Source organism: Bacteroidota bacterium, assembly GCA_016718825.1.
In the GTDB taxonomy this organism is placed as follows: domain Bacteria; phylum Bacteroidota; class Bacteroidia; order J057; family JADKCL01; genus JADKCL01.
In genome coordinates this window covers 18,546-38,089 of record JADKCL010000005.1, presented here as the reverse complement: position 1 = coordinate 38,089, position 19,544 = coordinate 18,546, and the positions used below count along the sequence as shown (strand labels likewise).

Below are 19,544 nucleotides of genomic sequence, written 5' to 3'. Positions count from 1 at the left end.
CCATTGTTTCGCTTTTGGGTCCAAGGCCCGCTCATACCCACATTCCGCCGGATGTCAAATACGCGCGTCCTGGGACATCATAGATTGTTGTCCTTGCCATGATTCGCGTGCCAAACCGAGGTCAAATCCAGTCCCTTCGTTAAGGTCAGGCTTCATTGTCCGCCAGCAACGCCCCAAGTCGGGCATTGCTCATGCCAAAACCACTAAGAGGATTTTTCATTAGGGGGCCGTTGAATTCATTGAAGCTCTTGTAGAACTGCTTGTAGGACTTGTTGTGAATAATGGCGGGCCCCGTTGTCACGTAGATATCAAAGGGAGTCTGACCCACCTGCTTGCTGCGCCGGAATACACACGAGTAGAAGAATAAGACTATTTCGTTTCATCATAGCAAATTGAATCCTTAACTACATTTGTTTCAACAAAAAAGGACGGTGACTTATCGGAACAACGCTTGCGTCCAGATTGACCAGACCGCATTTCTAAAGGCTTCCTGCCCCATTTCCTGCAATGCATGCCAGTCTAGCCCAAGAATTGAATACTTCTCCATTAAGACCCAACCCAACAACGATCCGGGATGCCCGCTGCCCCCCACCCAGCGAGACCCCCCCCCCGGGGGTCCTCCGCCCCCGGTTTCAAACGGCGCAAGCCACGACACCGACACCCCGACGCCAAAGCCCTTGGCATCTGTCATTTCTCCCGGATTCGCCAAATCCCCTTTTCTTTTCGTCACTTCGATCTCCCGCATTTGCCGGAGACCGTAATGAGGTAATTTTCGGTGGTTGTCACCAAACTTAGCGGTGTCGGCTGCCTCCAAATGACCCAAGTGCCAAGAGTTTTGGTGACTGTACTCCCGTTCACACAAGACCAAACGAGCCAGCAAAACAAACATAACCGTGTTTATTCATTTGAATAGGTTGTCATCAATTACCAAACGATTGGATCCTCCGGCGACCAACACTGCCACCACCGCGAGCTTGTATCTCCTCAACGCGAAACGTAACCGTTGCTGCTTTCCGAAGTGCAAAAACTTGATCCACAATTTGTCTAAACGATTCCCTTGTACTCTTTGATAGTTCACACACTTCCGACAATTGAAACTTCATTTTCGATCTCCTGCCGCCGCAGATTGTACATGTTGTCGTGATGCTTTTGGGGCGCTCATTGATTTGGTTCAAAAATTCTTTGGCCCTGATGACTAGCGGTTGTGATCGATTTTGATGAGCCGCTCCAAGGCGAACATTCCAGCGCATGATCATATCTTCGGACATCCCCGCCTTTTGATCTTGTTCAATCGGGGCAGAATTGCCGGAGGCTTGCTCAAAATAGCCCGATTTGAACTGTGTGAATGGGGCCTCTGTGCGGGCAGTCAAACGAAGCAACCCTCAAAATGAACGCCTGAAACGATCGCAAATCAGACTTTTTCAATTTCAGAGCTATTTGACCCTCCATCGCCACAACTTTCCCGGCCCGCGTGATGCCACCCGCTGAGCCACCTCGTACCCGCCTTCAGAAAGGTCAACCTGTGCACAAATTGTTTTCTACCCACCCGCTCAAACCATCACGTACGCCCTTGACATGTAGGCCTGACAAACCCCCCCCACCTTCCACCGCCACAACACCTTCCCCAGCCAAGCCAATTCCAGAAGAAAGCATGGCTTGCCGCGATAATAGGCAGACTGCCAACCATTGATCAGCCCAAGGAACTTCCGGCAAGAATTTCACCATTGGTGTAGATATCTCCTCGAGGAGACGTCCATTGCAAAGGTTCCAACTAATAACGACCTTTTGGTCATTCTGGGCATAGGACTTCCCCGCACCTTCTGGGAGAAAGTCTTTCAACGTGCCCGTGTAAATCAGCAATCCAGCCTTGTCGTAGATGTTACATTCGCCTTGCAAGACACCTTGCGTGACGAGACCCTCATAGGTCCGGTCCTCTGGCAGAAATTCTCAATTTAGACTTTCCCTCTTTGCAATTTCCTGAAAGACAGGTAATTGGCATGTTTGAGAGTGTGCTTTGTGCGGATGCACTACCTAAAATGCTCAAAAGCATCCAAAATATGACCTTCGTTTTCATTCTGTCATGCATGTTGATCCAAGGCTTTTGGTTGGTGCCACAAGGGAAGAAAAATTGATGCGATCAAGACAAAAATCCCAGAAGCTCAACCTTCAGCGACTAAAAGCAGACAATTTCCTACCCTGCAGATAAAACCTTTACTCCGCAAGAAGGGTTCCAACGCACAACCAATCGCTTGCACAATCAATGCCAATCCTCCCACTAAATTCTGTTTCGAAACCACAATCAGCTCCAAGGCACTCATAGAATACAGACATTGTAAGCAAAAAATCCGGCCCAGGGAAGCGCCACCAAAAACCCCAAACAACCAAAGATCCGCAATCGCCAAGACGTTGATTTTCCGCACGAGCACAAGAAGGCGTCCCAAATCGAAATACTAGGCCGCTCCACAAAAGGCCTCCATGTCGCGTGCATGAATGTCATCGATGCGCGCCACAGGAAGCGGGTGCGCCGGGTCACTCAAGGACATGATGTCAATGCTCGCATTGCCCTTGTTGTAAAGATGTCCACCATACACAGTCAACCCATAGCTGAGCTGAACCTTGAGCGCAGACAACACCCGAGGACGAATAGGGTCCGCAATAATCAGCACATAAATCGGATTTCCATTCCCGCCTACGTAGGCAAATGTCTTGAAATGCAGCAACATGTATAAAGTTAATTTCGTCGAGGCTTACCGAACCCATTTCCATATCGGCTTCCAAGATGGCATTCTGCGGATCCAAGAGCGATAGATCGTAAACCCCGATCAGATGCGCATCCTTCGTCGCATACATATATCCATTGTCCCGGCCAGGAAGTAAGGCCCATTGGGCTGGAATTTGCCTAAATAAATCACATCCGGAGCATTGTGCAGGTCGAGCACGTGGCAATAAGGGTCCAATACCGTGGTTTCGTTCCAAATCAGCACGGTATCGCCCGTCGCAGAGGTGATAAAATTTGAATAGCCGGGCAAACCGGGACTAATTCCTTCGCAAGCACCAAATACTTCCGCACAAAATTCTTGCGCAAATCGAACCCCTTGATTCAAGACCCATGACCCTTTGAAGCCAATTGAATTGCGCTGTCGCGATTGCAAAATCTCCAAATCCTGAATGCTTTGCGCCCGACAAATGACATCCGCAAAGAAGGACGAGCAGCAGGGCAAGAATATCCTTTTCACGGCGTTCCAGATAATAAGTGACGATTCATCGCCCTCCCAGGGTATAGGTCCATTCCATGCCGTTGGTGGTCGCTGGACTTCCCATTTTTCCATTCCAAGTTCAGAATCCGATGTCTTTTGAAATGCCTGTTCGGTACCGCGGAACCACTTTGTCGCACCAAAACGTAGGCGAATCCCAAAATTGTAAATTCCGGAGCGCATAAACCTTCAGCATCCATTCCTTGAGCACCACTCTCCCTGAAAATGGACTTCCCCCGCATTTGTAAACGTGGTATCAAGGGCTACCCCCGCACATCGGAAGCGACCCAATAACCACCGCCTGACTAAATACTTAGAGCCTTGCTGCAGCGCAGCAGCAAAACAAAAACGTCACCGTTCGCCCTAAAAACGCAGGGAACAAGAAAGCGTAAGATTTCGGCTTCAAAGCTGAGCCATTAACCTTTAGAAAGACAACGCATGAGCAATGAAAAGAAAACAGGGACCTCGATGGTAACAAATCCTGGGCTTAGGAAGCATCACGGGGAGGCCCACAAACCGCGCACCCCCCCCGAAAGAAACCTTTGGGTAAGCACTGCACCAAAACCCGACCTGAATCCTCACAAGTCGAGGGTGAATTTTCCCTAACGTCTCAAAAAAACGGCCTCATCAAAATCGTCAACCTCCAACACCCACAACCCCTCCCGCTCCGCGAATCCCAAACCTTGGTAATGCCCTGCTACCATGCCGTTTTTGGCGGTGGGGATATATTCGCCAATCAAAGCGTTGATAGCCACGGTGCCGGGCAGCCTCCACGAGCGTGTGTAGCGTAAACGCCTCCATCCCGCGCTTGAGCACGCGGCAGCTCATGAACCAGGTTTCGATGAACAGTTCGTCGTGCGGGCGCTTTTCCAGGATTACCACCGCGATCAGGCCATTGTCCCCGAATTTGTCGGCGAGGTTGAAGGCAAAGGTCACGTAGTTGGGATCTGCCGCGATGCGGCGAATGTCTTCCTCGGTATAGCGCACCGTGCGCAGGTTGAATTGGTTGCTGCGTTGGCTGAGTTGCGCCACCCGCGGAATGTCAAATTCGCTGAAGGGACGCACAAAGGCCTTCATGTCCAGGCTTTTGAGAAACTCGTCGACATTGGTGAATTTCTTGCTGAGCGAATGCCGGCTTGCTTCCTCCTGATATTGCCGCGTGCGGTCGGCATCGGTCGCGGAATGGCTTGCGGTTTCAAACAGGTTGAGTCCGTAGATGAATTCGAGCCACAACGCCGGATCCTCGGGCAGGTCGGGAACCGTGACCTCAGGCAAGTTTTCCATGACAATCTGCCGCTCGACCGGGTTGTCGTCCAAGAAGACCAAACTGTCAAAGCCGATGTTCAGAATCTCTTGGATGTGGCGGATGTTGTCGGCCTTGTTGTCCCAATTGGCCACGAAGACTGCGATGTCGTCGAGGCGCAAGACCATGTCGGGATGCTTTTCAAAAGGTTCCTTGGCGGTGGATTCGTTGTTTTTGCTGCAAACTGCGAGGATGATGCCGCGCTCCTTGAGGGCTTTTGCCCAACGCTGCAATTCGACGAAAACCTTGCCAATGCCGAGGTTGCCGACCTCGATGTTTTCAATGCCGTCGTCGCCGATGATGCCGCCCCACGTGGTATTGTCAAGGTCGAGAATCAGGCATTTTTTGAATTTTCCGAGAATAGCCGACACGACGTCTGTCACGGACTTGGCGATCGTGGCGGTGAAGTCCAAGCTGTGAACGAGGTCCGTGCTCACATAGATGTTGGGCGCGAATGCGGTCGCGCGTCCGAGGCGGTTGTGCAGGCTCGCGATGTCCACGAGGAAGACGTTGCCGTGGGCCTCGGCTAGGTCCATCAAGGCTACATTCAAGCGCCGAACCTGATTGAGCCAAGCGCCGCGGTGTTTACTGGCAAATTGACCGAATACCTGATCGTCGATTTCTTCGAAGTTGAACAGCAGGATCTTGGCCTTCGTCTGCGCGGTCAGCGTTTCCACCAAATCCCCGAAATGACCGGCCTTTTCTACTGCAAAATGCGCCTGCGCTGCCGCCGAACTGCCATAAAATTTGGCGATTTGCTTTTTGGCGGTGAAGGCAATCACGACAAAATCCGCTTCGAAGGCATACAAATCCGAACCTGGATCAAAGACCTGCCGTTCGATTTGCCCGAATTCCGCCTCCCAGATTTCGAATTCCCATCCGGCCAAACGCCCTTGTGCCTTGATGGCTTTGTTCAAAAACTGCGTGGTTGAATCCCCTAGGAGTGCGATTTTGATGACCTTCCGGGAGGTGTCAAGGGGCAATTTGGCTGCCTTCGAAATGAGTTGATTGAATTCCTGCATGATGTAACGCCGCAAAAAGGCAGGGCAAAATTAGCTCAAAACAGGGAATTGACGCAACGAATGAAGGAATGCCAACGACAATCGGAATTAAAATTTGAGATCCCCGAGGATGGGGCTTTTCAACGCCAAAAATCGTTCTCTCGCTACCAACAGAATGTAGCCTTGCGACAACGTCCTTCGCCAAACGGAAGGAATAAGACTGCAGAGAAAGATCCGCTCAAGATACCAAGAACCCTATCTGTTAAACGAAAATATGCTTATCGGCGACTTTACCGGTAAATACCATCCCATGTTTTCCATTTGCGCCTGGCCCGAAGGGCCTGAATTTCAATAGCCCCGGAGTCGGGGCGCACCGATGATTTGTCCGCCGCCGCCCCCGCAGGGCTGCGCAATGGATCAACTGGGCTTCGCCACGGCTATGGGCCCTTCGGGCCATCAAAAGCACAAATCAGTTGCTACTGGCAAAGGCCCCCCCCATGCAGCGGCTTTCAACAAATCAAAATCTTTATTCGACGACCAGCTTGAACTGCTTGTAGTGGCCCAATTCGGAGCGCACATTTACAAAATAAGTTCCAGCGGCAAGCCTTCTGACATCGAATTGCGCTTCGTAGCTGAGCTCAGGCAACGCCTGCTCAAACAGATTCTTGCCGACCATGTCGTGGATCGTCACAGCAATGCCGCAATTCACCGGACTTGCCGTCTGCAACCTGAACGTGCCGTGGCTCGGGTTGGGGTACAAGGTCAAATCCATCCATTCGCCCATGGCATTGGTCACACCCACGATCGTGATGGTAACGGCATTGGAAACCGCCATACATCCGTTGGTATCGGTCACCATCAAGGAATAACTGCCTGTCTGCGTCGCGGTGTAGCTGTTGGATGTGGCGCCGCTGATGTTGCTGCCATTGAGCAACCACTGATAGGTGACCCAAGTTTGACCGGAAGTGAGCGTATTGCCAGCCTGCGTAATCGTCGGATTGGGTACAGGATAAGCCGCCACCGTCACGACGGAAGTCGAGGCGCAGCCGCCCGCATCGGTCACGGTGACCGTGTAGGTTCCGCTGCCGATATTGGACAAGTCTTCGCTCGTAGCACCATTGCTCCAAAGGAAGGAATACGCTTGGCAATCGCTGCCGCCGCTCACGCTGAGGTCAATGGCACCGGTAGAGTCGTCCACGCAGGTCGTGGTCGGTGTGCCCGTGATCACGATCGCCGTCGGGGCATTCAAGGTAATCGTATCGACATCAGAACTGCCGCCCGCATCGGTGATGGTCACGGTATAAGTGCCGGCAGCAAGATTGGTCGCCGTCGAAGTGGTTTGGCCATCGCTCCAGAGGAAGGTATAATTGGGGCATCCGCCGACGCCGACTGCGGTTGCAGTGCCGTCGTTGCCACCTGCGCATGAGACATTAAATCCGCAAGCCGATGTATCGGCAGACAATGCCATTTCGACATCCTGCGAAGCAACCATGACGGTCGTGCTGCAAGTGCTTGAATTGCCATTGGCATCGGTCACTGTCAAAATCACCGTATTGGCACCGGCATTGGAGCAGGTAAATGTTGTCGGATTCAAAGTCACCGAGGCGACCGTACAGTTGTCGGTGCTGCCATTGTTGACTGCGGTTGCATTCGTGGAGCCATTGCCCATCGAATCCAAGGTAACAGTGACCGATTGACAAACAGCGACTGGCGCAATATTGTCCAAGGTTACGGTCACGGGTACTCTTTGCGAATTGCTGCAACCGATGCTTGCGTAAGAGATCGTCACCAAACCATTGCCCAATTGAAAGCCAGCCGTGTTGGATTGGCTAGTGCCGGCGTTGTAGGATCCGCCACCGCCGCCGCCGGCCCTGCAAGAGGAACCTTCGCCGCCGCCGCCGCCACTGTAGCCGCCACCGCCGCCACATCCGCAGACGGCACCGCCGCCACCGCCGTAACCGCCTTCGCCACCCGGGCCAAAAGCCATTGCGCCGCTGCCACCCGTGAAAGTAAATGGCCCAAGACCACCCGTGCATCCAGAGCCCCAGGTTGAATTCTGACCTGCGCTCAACCAGCCTGCACCGCCCGAACCCGTTCCCGAAGGCGCGTTTCCAAAGCCACCTTGGCCCGCGGTACCGCCCATGGCGGAAGTTGGGCCGCTGCCTTGGGTACCATCTTGTGTGGTCACCGCATCAATCCCATCGATGCAACCGCCTGTCCAGTTGGTATTGCCACCGCCACCTGCACCTGCTGCGATCATCGGCAACGCTGGCGCAGACAGGCGCCAAACAAAAGTTCCGCCGCCGCCGCCGCCGCTTGCGCCGCCACCGCCGCAGTTGTTGACGATGCCTTGTTGACCCACGACAATTCCGAGGACTTCGCCCGGCGTCACAGCAAATGTGCCAACCATGCGTGCGCCGTTACCACCATTGGTATTGCCGCCTTGTGCGCCGCGAGCATCGATCACGATGCTCGTCACCCCCACAGGAATGGTGAAATTCTGGATATTTCCTGAGTACGTGAAGTTCTGTGAACCGCTTGGTACTTGTACCGCCTCCGCATAATAGGTCGTTGTGCCGGCTGGCGTGACAGCAAAGTTTGCACCGCTCGCACTTGTGCCCAGCAATGTGCCACCCGAGGGCTGATCATACCAATCAATGTTGTTGCCCGTCGAAATGGCCGTCAAATTGACCGTGGCACCGGCACAGTAGACCGAAGGTGTCGCTGTGACATTGCTTGGCGTGGCGCAAGGCTGCGCCTGCAAACCCAACGCGCCCAATGCTGCGACCGCCCACAAGGCCATCGTCTTAAGTGTAGTTTTTCTTCTCATTGCTTTATGCTTCTAACCCTCTTCCTTCGGGAAGACCTACGATCGACGCGGCTTTCATTTTATCCGGACCCCTTGGAATTCCCACAAAGTAGGCCATTTGGGGCACAATTGCAAGAAAAACAGCAAGCTACGGGCTGCTTTTCAAAACCGGTAAATGTCGCGCGAGGGAGGAGGCTCAACGATGGTCAAACTTTCTAGAAACCAATAGCTGACCTTGGTGAATCCTCAGGATGTACATTCCTTTGGCCAATCCGATCGAATTGAGCGAAATCTGATTGTTTCCGACTTGCAGGGGCGCATTTTGTGTTTTCAAACTGCGGCCATGAATATCCAGCAATTCAATCAAGGCATCACCTGCGGTGGGGGTACTGATGTTGAGATTTACCTGCTCGCCATCGGTGCCCACCAAGACATCCAATCCGGCGCCTTGATACCGGTAAACGGCGGCTGTTTTGAGCATCGAGACATTTCCGTTTGCATCGACCGCACTCAGACGATAATAATTCCAGCCCGGCATCGGAGCTTGGTCCACCGCGACATACCGATGGTTGGGCATCTGCGAACGTGCAATATTGTCTGTGAGTAGATCAAATTGTATTCCGTCGATGCTGCGCTCAATCAAGAAATTGTTTACCCCGTCTTCAGCCGCCATCATCCATTCCAAGTGAATCTGCGTGGGCATATTGCGGCCGGAGAGATAGGCCAATTCGATCGGGACAACGACACAAGGGCAAGAGACATTGGTCAATGTGAGGTTATAATTGCATTCGTCGCCCGCAAAGCCGTCGACCATGATATAGGCGCAGGCGTTTGCACCTACTGAAAAAGTCCCGGAGGACCAACTACCGCCCGGGGCAACGCGGCTCGGACTGATGGCCACATTGGTCAAGGCAGCGGGCGTGCCCGTGAATACCGCCGCTTGCACGCCGGCATTCAAGCTCGGCAACAGGCAATTGCTGATCCCATTCAATAAGATGCTCCAATTGCAGGCAGATGCATTTCCGTTGCAGAAGGTAAACCAAGACACGTTGTTGACGACAAAGGTCACGTCATCGCCCACTTCCGATGCACCCGTGATGCTTGTCCCGACGTTGTTGTCCAAATTATTGGCACCAATGGAGGTTCCGTTGGCCCAGTGGCCGCCGGTCGTGCCACCGGTGAAGGCTGTTCCACAGTTGTTGATGATCGACGCTCCACCTGCGCTTTGATTGGTAGAAGGCGTATTGATGCTGATGCAGAAGTTGGCAAACCGGTCACTACCACCCCCACAATTGTTGCCTTGCACCTGCACGAGGTAGTCTTGCCCCACGGTCAATCCCGACAACAAGGGGTGGAATCCCGGATCAATCAGGCCCATGTTTTGACAGAGAAGCTGATTGCCAGCCCCGGGAAGGCAACCACCACCCGATGCAAAAGGGCCATAAACAGCCAAAACCGTTGCGCAATTGGAGGTGTTGGTGAGCACGACACCCAGCACCATCGATGTGCTTGTGGCAGTAAACCGGTACCAAACGGTTTCGGGTGTGATGCCCCCTCCGGGATTGATACAAAGGTATTCACCCCCTTGGGTGGAAGCCGTACTTGTCGTGCCCGTTACACATGCAGCACCGACCGTCAGGGTAGCGGCCGAGGCACAATTGTCATTACCGGGAGGCAATAAGGCCTGTGGATGCTCCAAGTCATCCCCTTGACGCGCCGTGGAAATCACTTCGACGGCCTCACGTGGGGATTGTTTTCGGTGCTGCTGCCGAATTCCCGATTTGCGCCTGCAGTCTTCCGCACAAAAACTGACAGCAACAGCAAGCAAAAGCCAAAAAGTCTTTGATTCAGATCCATTACCCAGACCGTTAGAAAATCCACCAATAGTCCCAACACCACCCGCTTGGCACCCAGACAAGCAGGATGCAAATTTACCCAACTGTCAGTAAGTTATCAAAATCCATGTAAGATTGAAAATGCAATCTGTAGGAATTTCAGCATAATTCCATGATCAGCAAGCGATCCCGCTACACATTCGAATTAGGCATTCATTTTCGGCCATCTAATCGCGTAACAATCGTCACAACCTCACCCCTTCCGTTTCACCCCCCGCACAGCCTCCGCGGTAAACGGATCCTCGGGCCAGGAATGTTTGGGATAACGGCCACGTAAATCCTTTCGAACGTCAGAATAGGCATTCGCCCAAAAGCTCCGCAGGTCTTGGGTCACGGCGCAGGGTCGGTAGGCGGGAGAAAGCAGGTGAATCAAAACCGGCGTCCGGCCTTGGTTCACGGTCGGTGTGTCCATTTGCCCGAACATTTCCTGCAAGCGCACGGCCAAAATCGGGGCTTTTCCATCCAGAAAATATTCGAGTCTGATCTGCGAACCCGTCGGGACTTCCACCTTTGCCGGGGCCAATTGATCCAATTGCTGCGGCTTGGGCCATTCGAGCAGCCCCGACAAAAGGCCCATCAGTTCCAGCCGTTTGAAGTCGTCCCTTCTGCGAATGTGCCCAATATAAGGCCCCAGCCATTCCTCCAATCCATTCAACAAGGCCTCAAGCGACACATCCGGCCAATTTTCCTCGGGACGCCAGACGCGCAGGCTCATCACGCGGGCTTGCCAATCGGTGATCGCTTCGGTCCAAGGCAACAATCCGGGCTCCTGACGAATGGCCTTCAAAATCGCGACGCGGCATTCCTCCGCTTCCAGGTTTTTGAAAGGCTTCGCCGAGACCAACAAACTGCCGATGCGCTGCTCCTCCTGCGCGAGCAAAACGCCCTGCTGATGGTCCCAAGACAATACCCGCTGCGTGCGCATCCACGCTTTGACGTCCTCGGGATGCACCGGCGCCGCCAAATGAATGCGCCCTTCTTGCACGCCGGCATCCATCAAGCCGATCGCGAGCCATTCGGCATCGGCGAGGGGATCTTGCTGCAACAATCCGCCGCGGCGGCCATTGCTCAGCTTAAACGAAGGCGGCGAAGCACCTTGTCGTTTGGCGATGCGTTCCGGATAGGCTGCCGCGAGGAGTTGCCCGGCTTCAAATTCGCTGACATGGCCGCGGTTGGGTTCGCAACGCAGGATTTTCCGCCAAACGCTGCTCAATTGTTCCAGTTTCCGAAGGGTATTGGGGTCGCCCGGCCCGCGTTCGCGCTCACGGTGCAAGCGCAAGGCGTCCAAGCGCAGGCGCAGGTCCGCGCCCGCCTCGCGTGGGAGGGGATCGCGTTCCTCCAACAAAGCGGCGATGTCGCAAGCGAGCCCGGGAAGGCGCAGGTTTTCGCCCTCCGTGAGCATGTGCGCAATCCGCGGATGCGTGGGCAGGCGCAACAAGGCTTTGCCGCGGGGGGTGATTTTGCCGTTTTCGACGGCTTCGAGTTGGGTGAGCAATTCGAGGGCTTGCGTCAGGGCGCCTGCGGGCGGTGGCGTGGGCCAACCCATTCCCAGCATGTCGGTCACGCCCCAATTCAGCAATTCCAAGGCCAAGGGCGCCAAGTCGGCCTGCAAAATCTCGGGAATCCGCTGCGGCTGCAAAAAGGCATGGCTTGCCTCGCTCCAAAGGCGGTAACAAATTCCGGGACCGAGACGTCCCGCCCGCCCTGCCCGCTGATCGGCCGCATCGCGGGTCACCTGCACCGTTTCCAGCTTCGTCAATCCCGAACGTGGATCAAACCGCGGCACCCGCGCCAATCCGGCATCGACCACCACGCGGATGCCTTCGATCGTCAAGCTCGTTTCCGCAATCGTCGTGGCCAAGACCACCTTGCGACGCCCCTGCGGATCGGGCACAATCGCGGCCTGCTGCTGCGGCAGCGGCAAGTCACCATATAAAGGATGCACCGTGATGTCAGAAGGCAGGCTTTCGGTCAATGCCTCGGCCACGCGGGTGATTTCGGCGGCGCCCGGCAAAAAGGCGAGAATGTCCCCCGTTTCTTCCTTCAACACCCTTCGAATGGTTTGACTGACATGGGCTTCGAGCCGCTGATTGGGTTCGGCAGGCAGGTACCGCTGTGTGATCGGATATTGCCGCCCCTTGCTTGTGATGACCGGGGCATTGCCGAGGAGCTTGGAAAGGGCAGCCGTGTCGAGGGTGGCCGACATCACGAGGATGCGCAGGTCGTCGCGCAGCACTTCCTGCACCTGACGTGCGAGCACAAGCGCAAGATCGGCATGGAGGCTGCGTTCGTGGAATTCATCAAAAACGACCAAACCGATGCCTTCGAGGGCATTGTCTTGCTGAATGAGGCGGGTGAGCAGCCCTTCGGTCAGGACTTCGATGCGTGTTTTGGGGCCGACTTTGCTGTCGAAGCGCACGCGGTACCCCGCAGTTTCGCCGACTTGTTCGCCCAACTGAAACGCCAACCGCGAAGCCACCGCCCGCGCTGCCAAGCGACGCGGTTGCAGCATGACCATCTTTTGCCCGACCAACCAAGGCGCATCGAGCAAATGCAAAGGCAATTCGGTGGACTTCCCCGCGCCCGGCGGCGCCTCCAAGATCACGATCGGATACCGCAACAAGGCCTCCTTCAAGGCCGGAATCACATCGTGGATAGGGAGGAGCGTGGACATTTTACGGGCGGGAAGTTCGGGAGAATTTGACTGAGGATTTGCTTACAACAGGTTTATTTTTGAAGGTTCTACATGTCGATACACGGGCACAACATTTCGTAAACAACTCATATTCAACGGTCCTGTGTAGGGACAGGTTGCGACCTGTCCCTACACAGACCAAAACCGGATCCTACCGCACCGCCAACCCCCGCAACACACTCCGAAAACTCTCCAAGGCAGCTTCCAAATTCTCGATGATCCCTTTTGCTAACAAATTCTGGAAAACCTGTGAAACGTTTGTTTAGCGAAGCTGATTCTGCTTTATATTCGTACTAGAATAAATTCAAGTAAATGAAGCAACAACATGATCTCCAGAGCAAAGCGTCAAACCACCAAGATGAAAAAGAGCTTGGAATTTCCATGGCACCTCCACAATTCAAGCTCACCGCGGGAGCTGAAGACACGTCTGGCAATGCAGGTGGACAGCGAACGAGTGTAGAAGAGTCGGTCGATTCCATTGCCGGCGGCCCCCAATTGGAGCAGGTGTCCAACTTTGGTAGAATGGCAGATGAGGTTGTGATGGCAGCCAATAAGGGGGATATTTCGGGTGTCATGTTGTCAATCGAAGCAATAAAGCATGATCAGGCTGAATGGAACGAATTCAAAACCTATTTCCTTTCCAAAAAGAAGATTGACCTACAGACGTTTCTAGGAGGCAAGTTGGGGAATGAAATGGTAGTGTCGTTGTTCCGCAATCTGGACGCCGACATGTCCAAGATACCTGCTGCAAATGTAGCAGCGTTGATCAATGAGTCCATTGCTGAGAATAACGCAACTGCTGTTATGTCTCTATTGATCGCCTACAGCAGCCCCAAAGACATTGCCGCAGCCTACACCGCGACGTACCCGGGCCAAGACATGCGCACTGATCTCCAAGCAATGTGCCAAAAAGCTCCTGCGCTTAAGGCCTTCCTCGAAAATTTTTACGGCGACCGCAGGAACCATGAGCGTGTCCGGGTAAATAGCCCTGCAGAAGCCACCGAAGCCCGCGCCATCATCGCCAGGGTCTACGATGTATATGGCGTGGATGTGAACTCCCAAAAGGTTGTAGACGAGGTACGTAAATGGACCCCTGATGCGCCAATTGAGTTATTGAAGGGGGTAAATACAACCGCGTGGACCATGAGCGAACTCCGAGACCTCGAATTTGGCCTTTCCAAGTTTGCTCCGATTGCTGGAGCCAATCGCAAAAATTCCATCAGGGCATCCGAATCTCAAGAGGTCAAGACTGCTGGCAGGCTCAATCATAAATTAGAAAAAGGCTCAAACGAGAATTACCGCACCAAAGCCAATGTTGCCGGAACATACTCGCCGGCAAGCCAGTCCTTTATGATCTTGGATGGCGACCCAAACCTCAGAAATTCGGGCAAAACCCAAAAGAACGCCCAAGGGAAAGAGGTCAAGGTGCAAGACGGAAATCGAATCGTCATTTCGCATGAATTGGCGCACGGGTTCATGGATTATGTTCTTCCAGAATTCCGAGCAAGGATGAAGCTATGGGCTAGGGGCAAAGATTACGAAACTAAATGGGACGACATCGAAACCCCAGACGGGTCTACTTTGATGGTTCGCCGAGTGAATTCAGCCGACGAGATACCTCCGACCATGGTGGGCCTGAAGAACGCTGGTGAAGATTTGGCAGAATCCGTCGCGATGTACTTCAACAACCCTATGGCATTGAAAAATGGATCAGCTGAGTATCGGAAGGCAATTCAATTTGACGATCCTCAAAATGGCAAATGATAGGCGCTCCATGCCCATAGCGGTTTGCCTTTGTTGCAGAGAAGGTCGCAGAATGGAAGAAAAGATGACTAAAAGACCATTCGTTTTACTCGCCAATTTCCGCTTTTCGCTTCATCTGGGAATTTGGTTGGTATTGGCAACGGTTTTCTCCGACACCAAAGGTCAAGAGGTACCTGACTTAAGCAATGTTCACCCGATTATCCAAAGAATGATCGATGATCGATCCAAGCCCTTGGAGACCCTAAGGGCAACTCGGTTTCTACCGTATGGCTACGATAGTTCTACCGTTGAAACGCAACATGGAACGGTAACGAACTATTATGTCAGCCCAATAGAGTACTATTCATTTCGGAAGGGGAAATTATCAGACATCAATTTTACAAAGTTCGGACTGCCGCTCGATTCGCTCGACAGGTACGGTCTGGATAAGATCTTTGCCAAACTGGGAAAGGCTAGTCACGAATTACCTTCCTCACACACCGATCTATCGACGATATTTCTATATCCAAAATTTGGATTGGCTTTCCATGGTGTCGCCCATGCGAACTATTACAATTTCGTCGAGGTCTTCCCGCCGACCACCTTACGGGGGTACAAGAGAAAGCTTTGGAATGACCCACAACAATATGTTCGGGATGAGGAGAAGTTCCGGAGAAGGAATCGCCGTCATGAGCGGCACAACGAAAGGGTGGGTTCATAGGTCTTGGTTTAACCAAATTTCCATAATCACCCAACTACATTCCTACAAAAAGGCCCCGATCCGGGGCCTCTTGTTTATCGACAGTACCAATTGCTCAGTACAAATCCAGAATCTCAAATTGGTGACCGTTCACTTCGAACTTGTCGCCTTTGGATTTGCCTTCCATGGCTTTGTAGATCGGTGCCTTGGTGCTCACGCCGAAGTATTCTTGGCCTTCGCATTTGAAGCGCTCGATGCTCACAGAGACAAAAAAGTGTTGGTGGTTGGTGACCACCACGCTGCCCAAGTGCACGGTCTCATGGACTTCCTCGGTGCTGATGCGGCCGAGTTTTTCCAATTCTTCTTCCAACATGTTGAGTTGCTCGGTCATCAAAGATGCCTGCTCGTCGGCGTCGGCCGACATCGACTGCGCGCCGCTGTCGTGCTGCTCGTCGGCATATTGCTCACCGGATGACTTGAGCTCGCTGATGCGGCTACGGAAGTCTTCGACAATTGACGTCTGGGCCTTGATACCGGCTGCCAGAATCAGTTTTTTCGCTGCTATTTTTTCCATCTTGCTTTTCAAAACAAATATCTGCGAAGGTACACCCAACCCAATTGATCTGCCTGATTGATTTTCTACAAAATCATGATTTTTGTCAACGATTTGTAACTTCACGGGATGAGAACACTGCTTTGAATACTTCCCCCACATCCTTTTCCCTTCACAACGCCCGCGGTCGGGTGACGCAGCAATGGTCGCTCTCGGGTGATGCGCTGACCTGTCCAGACCACACAACCATTTGGTTATCAGAGATCACGGAGGTCAACCTGCTTTTTGTCAGTGGGGGCGAATACGGCAGTGCCCATTTTTCCTGTCGAATCTATTGCCACAACGGGAAGACACTCTTTTTGCGGGCGGATGTCGGGAATGTGCCGGACGTTCTGGAATACAAGGCCTTCATCTTGGCTTTTCACGCGGTTTTGACCGCAGGTTTTCCCCGAATCCTTTTCACCACAGGCATGCGTTCCAAATTTGGATACCGGTTGTTTTGGTGGAGTACGCTACTCACCTTCGTTGGTGTCGAGGGCTTGGTCGCCTATGCCGTCTGGCACCGCGGAAAACTGATGGTCGGCGTGATTTTCATGGTTGTGGTCGCACTTTTGGGCGCTGGTTTGCTTTGGCTGATTCAGCGTCTACTCCAACCTGGCCATTACGATCCGAAGGCAATCCCAACATGGTTGTTGCCCCGTACTTGATTCTTGGAACCCTCCATCAATCGCGGAACAAAACCTTCCTGCCGGTTTTTCCCGATACGGTACGGACTTGTAAAATACAGGTTCCCATTGCCCATTCGGAGGGATCCAAATCGATGGCATGCGCTCCTGGACCCAATTTCCCGAGGTTCTGATGCATCAGGTGACGGCCATCCATCGCAAAGACATCCACCGAGACATCCTCCATTTTTGAAAGCTCCAATCCGAGGTGAATCACGCTGCCGAATGGATTGGGAAACACATTCAGGTTCAACCGCTGTGCCGCGACATCGGCAACACCTACCCCGCAATTCACCGTGGGATCGACTTCCATGTCGAATCTGATTTCCTCGGGGCCCCATTTGTAAACCAAGGGGAAACTGCCGAGGGCTGCGGCGGCGGAAAAGAATGTGTCTCCGCTCACAAACGGGCCTGACCAGATTCCTCCAGTTGGATTCGCCTGCAAAATCACAAAGGAATCGGTGGCACAGACAATGGAGTCCCCCAAATACTGCGGATGGATGCGGTGGTAAAAATCCTCGACCCAGAAGGCACGGTGCAGGGTACTGTCGTAGTCGGCATGCCAAAGCACGGATCCGCTCGCGGTGATTTCGGTGGCACTTTTGCCGTCGTGGGAACCGATCATGTAGTTGCCGTTGCGCATGCGGTCGACGTTGCCATCGGATGCGGTAAAGTCGTCGATGGGCAGAATGTGTTCCCAGCTGATTTCGAGGCGGGCTTGGATGTAGCTGAAGTCAATCCACCATTCGATGGCGCGGGTGAGGCCGTTGCCCAGGCCTTGGTTGTCGAGGCTCAGGTAATACCCGGGCCGCGAAGGCCGCAGGCTATGCAACACGGCAAAGCTGTCAAAAGGCAGCACTTCGATGTCGCCATTGTCGCCGCAGGTCCAGACGATGTTGGCGCCGCTGCGGGCGATCTTGACGACTTGGCTTTCGCCGCCGAAGCTCAGCATGGGATTGCCGTCGCCATCTTGCATCACCGAGTTGGCATCCAGCCAATTGATGGCCTGCGGACCGAATTTCGGCACCCAATCCCCGCCCGGACCCGGGCTTTGCAGCGGATCAAGATGGTCAAAGGCCGACCAAGACCAGACAAGGCTTCCCGTCGGGGTAAATTCGAATATGCCGGGACCGACCACCAAGGCATTGGGATCGCCACCGACGGTGGACTTGTCGACGGTATCGACATTGGCAGCGAGCACCAGCCAATTGCCCGCGGCATTGCGGAAGACGTCGTGGTGCGGCATCCATCCGGGGGCGAGGCTCCCGAAGTTGAGCGTGTGCAAAATGGTGCCATCGAGATGCAATTCGGTGACTTTGCCGCAGTCGGTGAAGAAGATGCTCTGCGTGGTGGGATTGTAGGTGAAGCTCTGACAGGGGCCGTCAACGAGGTTGGAGGCGATGCCGGGCATGCGTTGGTACCAAATCGGGCGGCCCTTGCGGTCATGGATTTGCACGTGGCGGTCGGGGTCGGCGGTGGCCATGTTGGTGAGGACATAGCCGGGTGGATCGCCGGCCACACTCGTGACATTGACGATTGGATTGATGATGCCCGCGGTGGGGATAATTCCGGTCGTGAAGGATTGCCAAGCTCCTGGATAGCAGCCGGTAGCATCAAAAGCGACGGCGCGGTATTGGTAGGTGGCCTGCGGCGCAAGGCCCATCAAGATCAGTTGGTGCACCTGCGCGGAGTCGGTGAATCCCGTGTTGGCGCGGATCGTATCAAAGCCGTCCCACCAGTAATATTCAATGAAGCCTCTGGCGGATTGGCTTGTGTTGAAGCTGCAATCGTAGCGCAAGACGTTGTTGGACTGGGCGGCTGCTGTGAGGCCGCTGATCGTGGGTTGCGCCCAAATCGAGGTACTGAGGAAGCAAAACAAGTACAGGAAAATTGACCTTTGCATTTTTCAGAATCAAGCATTCACCAATCAACTACCCAAATTACGGCTTTTCGTTGCGCAAAAAAGCCAAAAAGATAAAGGCGGACAAGCCCGTAGTCAGGTGCCAGCAAGCGTGGAGTTGCATCCATCCGAGCGGATCACAGCCGACTTTGGCCAGATCCAGACTTCGAAAAACCGCTGCAGCGACCAAAGAAACGAGTCCGGCGACAAGCAACCAGCCGTTGAGGTGCTTGCGCTCGCGCAGGTACACGAGCACGACGAGCGTCACGCCCGTAAGCATTACCGCAGGCAAGACAACACGACCATTCAGCCACCATTTGATGAGGAAAAACAGCACACCACTCGCCATGGAAAGCCCAAGGAAAACCGCCTTCTGACCAAATCCCTCTTTCATTCCCCAACTGATGGCCAGGCGATAAGCCCCTCCGAATGCCAGACTCAACCCGAGTCCGTAGGTAAAGGCCATGTCCCAATGTTGGCCGGTTTTGGTGAGGGAGGCATGGAAAAAGAAGCTGCCGAAACACAATCCGATTTGCATCAATCCGACCCAGATGGTCATGGCGGGGAAACGTTTCACAGGATTTGCATTCGCCCTTCGAAGGACATCTTGCACGCCCCAAGTCACCAACCAAACGCCCAAAAATAAATAGCAGAAATTGCTCCAGCTGTTGACGGGTTGCCGCACAAAGGCCTCCATGTGGTTGAATTCGCAGTATTCAGGCTCCAAGGCAGCCTTTCCGAGTTCCATTCCCTGCCAGAAACTGCCATCCAGCGAATGCAAGAACAGCCAAAGTGTCAAGGCCACGACGGCCGAAACGATCGTGGAAAGGAGAATAGGAAAAAAACTGCGCATCCAATTTTGCATTACGGGACTTCGTCCAGGACTTGGCCATCCCGCAACGAATCGGAAAATTGGCCAATGATTGCTGAAATCAAAAATCCAAGTTGGTCCCGCATCGTCGAGGA

The 19,544-nt window shown here is 53.6% G+C and carries 13 protein-coding genes and 1 pseudogene; 3 read left to right on the top strand and 11 right to left on the bottom strand.

Annotated elements, in window-relative coordinates:
• Positions 1 to 920 precede the first annotated feature (920 nt).
• The 8 genes and pseudogenes from IPN95_06700 to hrpB all read right to left on the bottom strand — a co-directional run bounded on the left by IPN95_06700 (position 921) and on the right by hrpB (position 12,936).
• A complete protein-coding gene (locus IPN95_06700) occupies positions 921 to 1,370 on the bottom strand; it encodes a hypothetical protein (GenBank protein ID MBK9449090.1) in 450 nt (149 codons plus the stop codon).
• A 145-nt stretch (positions 1,371 to 1,515) separates the two neighbouring features.
• Complete coding sequence (locus IPN95_06695; GenBank protein ID MBK9449089.1) at positions 1,516 to 1,896, bottom strand: hypothetical protein; 381 nt, start codon at positions 1,894 to 1,896, stop codon at positions 1,516 to 1,518.
• Positions 1,897 to 2,450: 554 nt separating this feature from the next.
• Positions 2,451 to 2,723, bottom strand: coding sequence for a hypothetical protein (locus tag IPN95_06690; GenBank protein MBK9449088.1), 273 nt, complete (start codon positions 2,721 to 2,723; stop codon positions 2,451 to 2,453).
• A gap of 99 nt (positions 2,724 to 2,822) precedes the next feature.
• On the bottom strand, positions 2,823 to 3,236 hold the full coding sequence (locus IPN95_06685; GenBank protein MBK9449087.1) for a hypothetical protein: 414 nt from the start codon (positions 3,234 to 3,236) through the stop codon (positions 2,823 to 2,825).
• 620 nt (positions 3,237 to 3,856) lie between these two features.
• Positions 3,857 to 5,579: pseudogene (locus IPN95_06680) on the bottom strand (HAD family hydrolase).
• Between the two features lie 505 nt (positions 5,580 to 6,084).
• A complete protein-coding gene (locus IPN95_06675; GenBank protein MBK9449086.1) occupies positions 6,085 to 8,388 on the bottom strand; it encodes a T9SS type A sorting domain-containing protein in 2,304 nt (767 codons plus the stop codon).
• 175 nt (positions 8,389 to 8,563) lie between these two features.
• On the bottom strand, positions 8,564 to 10,195 hold the full coding sequence (locus tag IPN95_06670; protein ID MBK9449085.1) for a T9SS type A sorting domain-containing protein: 1,632 nt from the start codon (positions 10,193 to 10,195) through the stop codon (positions 8,564 to 8,566).
• A gap of 260 nt (positions 10,196 to 10,455) precedes the next feature.
• The gene (gene hrpB, locus IPN95_06665; protein ID MBK9449084.1) at positions 10,456 to 12,936 is read right to left on the bottom strand and encodes an ATP-dependent helicase HrpB; all 2,481 of its coding nucleotides are present in this window, start codon (positions 12,934 to 12,936) and stop codon (positions 10,456 to 10,458) included.
• Between the two features lie 402 nt (positions 12,937 to 13,338).
• Between hrpB and IPN95_06660 the strand changes: the two genes are divergently transcribed.
• Positions 13,339 to 14,721, top strand: a complete 1,383-nt coding sequence (locus IPN95_06660; protein MBK9449083.1) for a hypothetical protein — start codon at positions 13,339 to 13,341, stop codon at positions 14,719 to 14,721.
• A 52-nt stretch (positions 14,722 to 14,773) separates the two neighbouring features.
• A complete protein-coding gene (locus IPN95_06655; GenBank protein ID MBK9449082.1) occupies positions 14,774 to 15,421 on the top strand; it encodes a hypothetical protein in 648 nt (215 codons plus the stop codon).
• A 94-nt stretch (positions 15,422 to 15,515) separates the two neighbouring features.
• Here IPN95_06655 and IPN95_06650 read toward each other — a convergent pair whose 3' ends face one another.
• Positions 15,516 to 15,974, bottom strand: a complete 459-nt coding sequence (locus tag IPN95_06650) for a hypothetical protein (GenBank protein ID MBK9449081.1) — start codon at positions 15,972 to 15,974, stop codon at positions 15,516 to 15,518.
• Positions 15,975 to 16,096: 122 nt separating this feature from the next.
• Between IPN95_06650 and IPN95_06645 the strand changes: the two genes are divergently transcribed.
• Positions 16,097 to 16,660: a hypothetical protein gene (locus IPN95_06645; GenBank protein MBK9449080.1), complete on the top strand. Its 564-nt coding sequence runs from the start codon at positions 16,097 to 16,099 to the stop codon at positions 16,658 to 16,660.
• 16 nt (positions 16,661 to 16,676) lie between these two features.
• Here the strand turns inward: IPN95_06645 and IPN95_06640 are convergent, their stop codons facing one another.
• Together IPN95_06640 and IPN95_06635 are read right to left on the bottom strand one after the other, a co-directional pair.
• Positions 16,677 to 18,581, bottom strand: a complete 1,905-nt coding sequence (locus IPN95_06640; GenBank protein MBK9449079.1) for an aryl-sulfate sulfotransferase — start codon at positions 18,579 to 18,581, stop codon at positions 16,677 to 16,679.
• A gap of 37 nt (positions 18,582 to 18,618) precedes the next feature.
• Entirely contained in the window at positions 18,619 to 19,431 is an 813-nt protein-coding gene (locus IPN95_06635; GenBank protein MBK9449078.1) for a ceramidase domain-containing protein, read from the bottom strand.
• Positions 19,432 to 19,544: the final 113 nt, after the last annotated feature.

Bases quoted from the DNA above. Each gene is read 5' to 3' on its own strand.
- IPN95_06675 (MBK9449086.1), bottom strand. From the start codon at position 8,388: ATGAGAAGAAAAACTACACTTAAGACGATGGCCTTGTGGGCGGTCGCA.
- IPN95_06650 (MBK9449081.1), bottom strand. From the start codon at position 15,974: ATGGAAAAAATAGCAGCGAAAAAACTGATTCTGGCAGCCGGTATCAAG.
- IPN95_06655 (MBK9449082.1), top strand. From the start codon at position 14,774: ATGGAAGAAAAGATGACTAAAAGACCATTCGTTTTACTCGCCAATTTC.
- IPN95_06690 (MBK9449088.1), bottom strand. From the start codon at position 2,723: ATGTTGCTGCATTTCAAGACATTTGCCTACGTAGGCGGGAATGGAAAT.
- hrpB (MBK9449084.1), bottom strand. From the start codon at position 12,936: ATGTCCACGCTCCTCCCTATCCACGATGTGATTCCGGCCTTGAAGGAG.
- IPN95_06660 (MBK9449083.1), top strand. From the start codon at position 13,339: ATGGCACCTCCACAATTCAAGCTCACCGCGGGAGCTGAAGACACGTCT.
- IPN95_06640 (MBK9449079.1), bottom strand. From the start codon at position 18,581: ATGCAAAGGTCAATTTTCCTGTACTTGTTTTGCTTCCTCAGTACCTCG.
- IPN95_06635 (MBK9449078.1), bottom strand. From the start codon at position 19,431: ATGCGCAGTTTTTTTCCTATTCTCCTTTCCACGATCGTTTCGGCCGTC.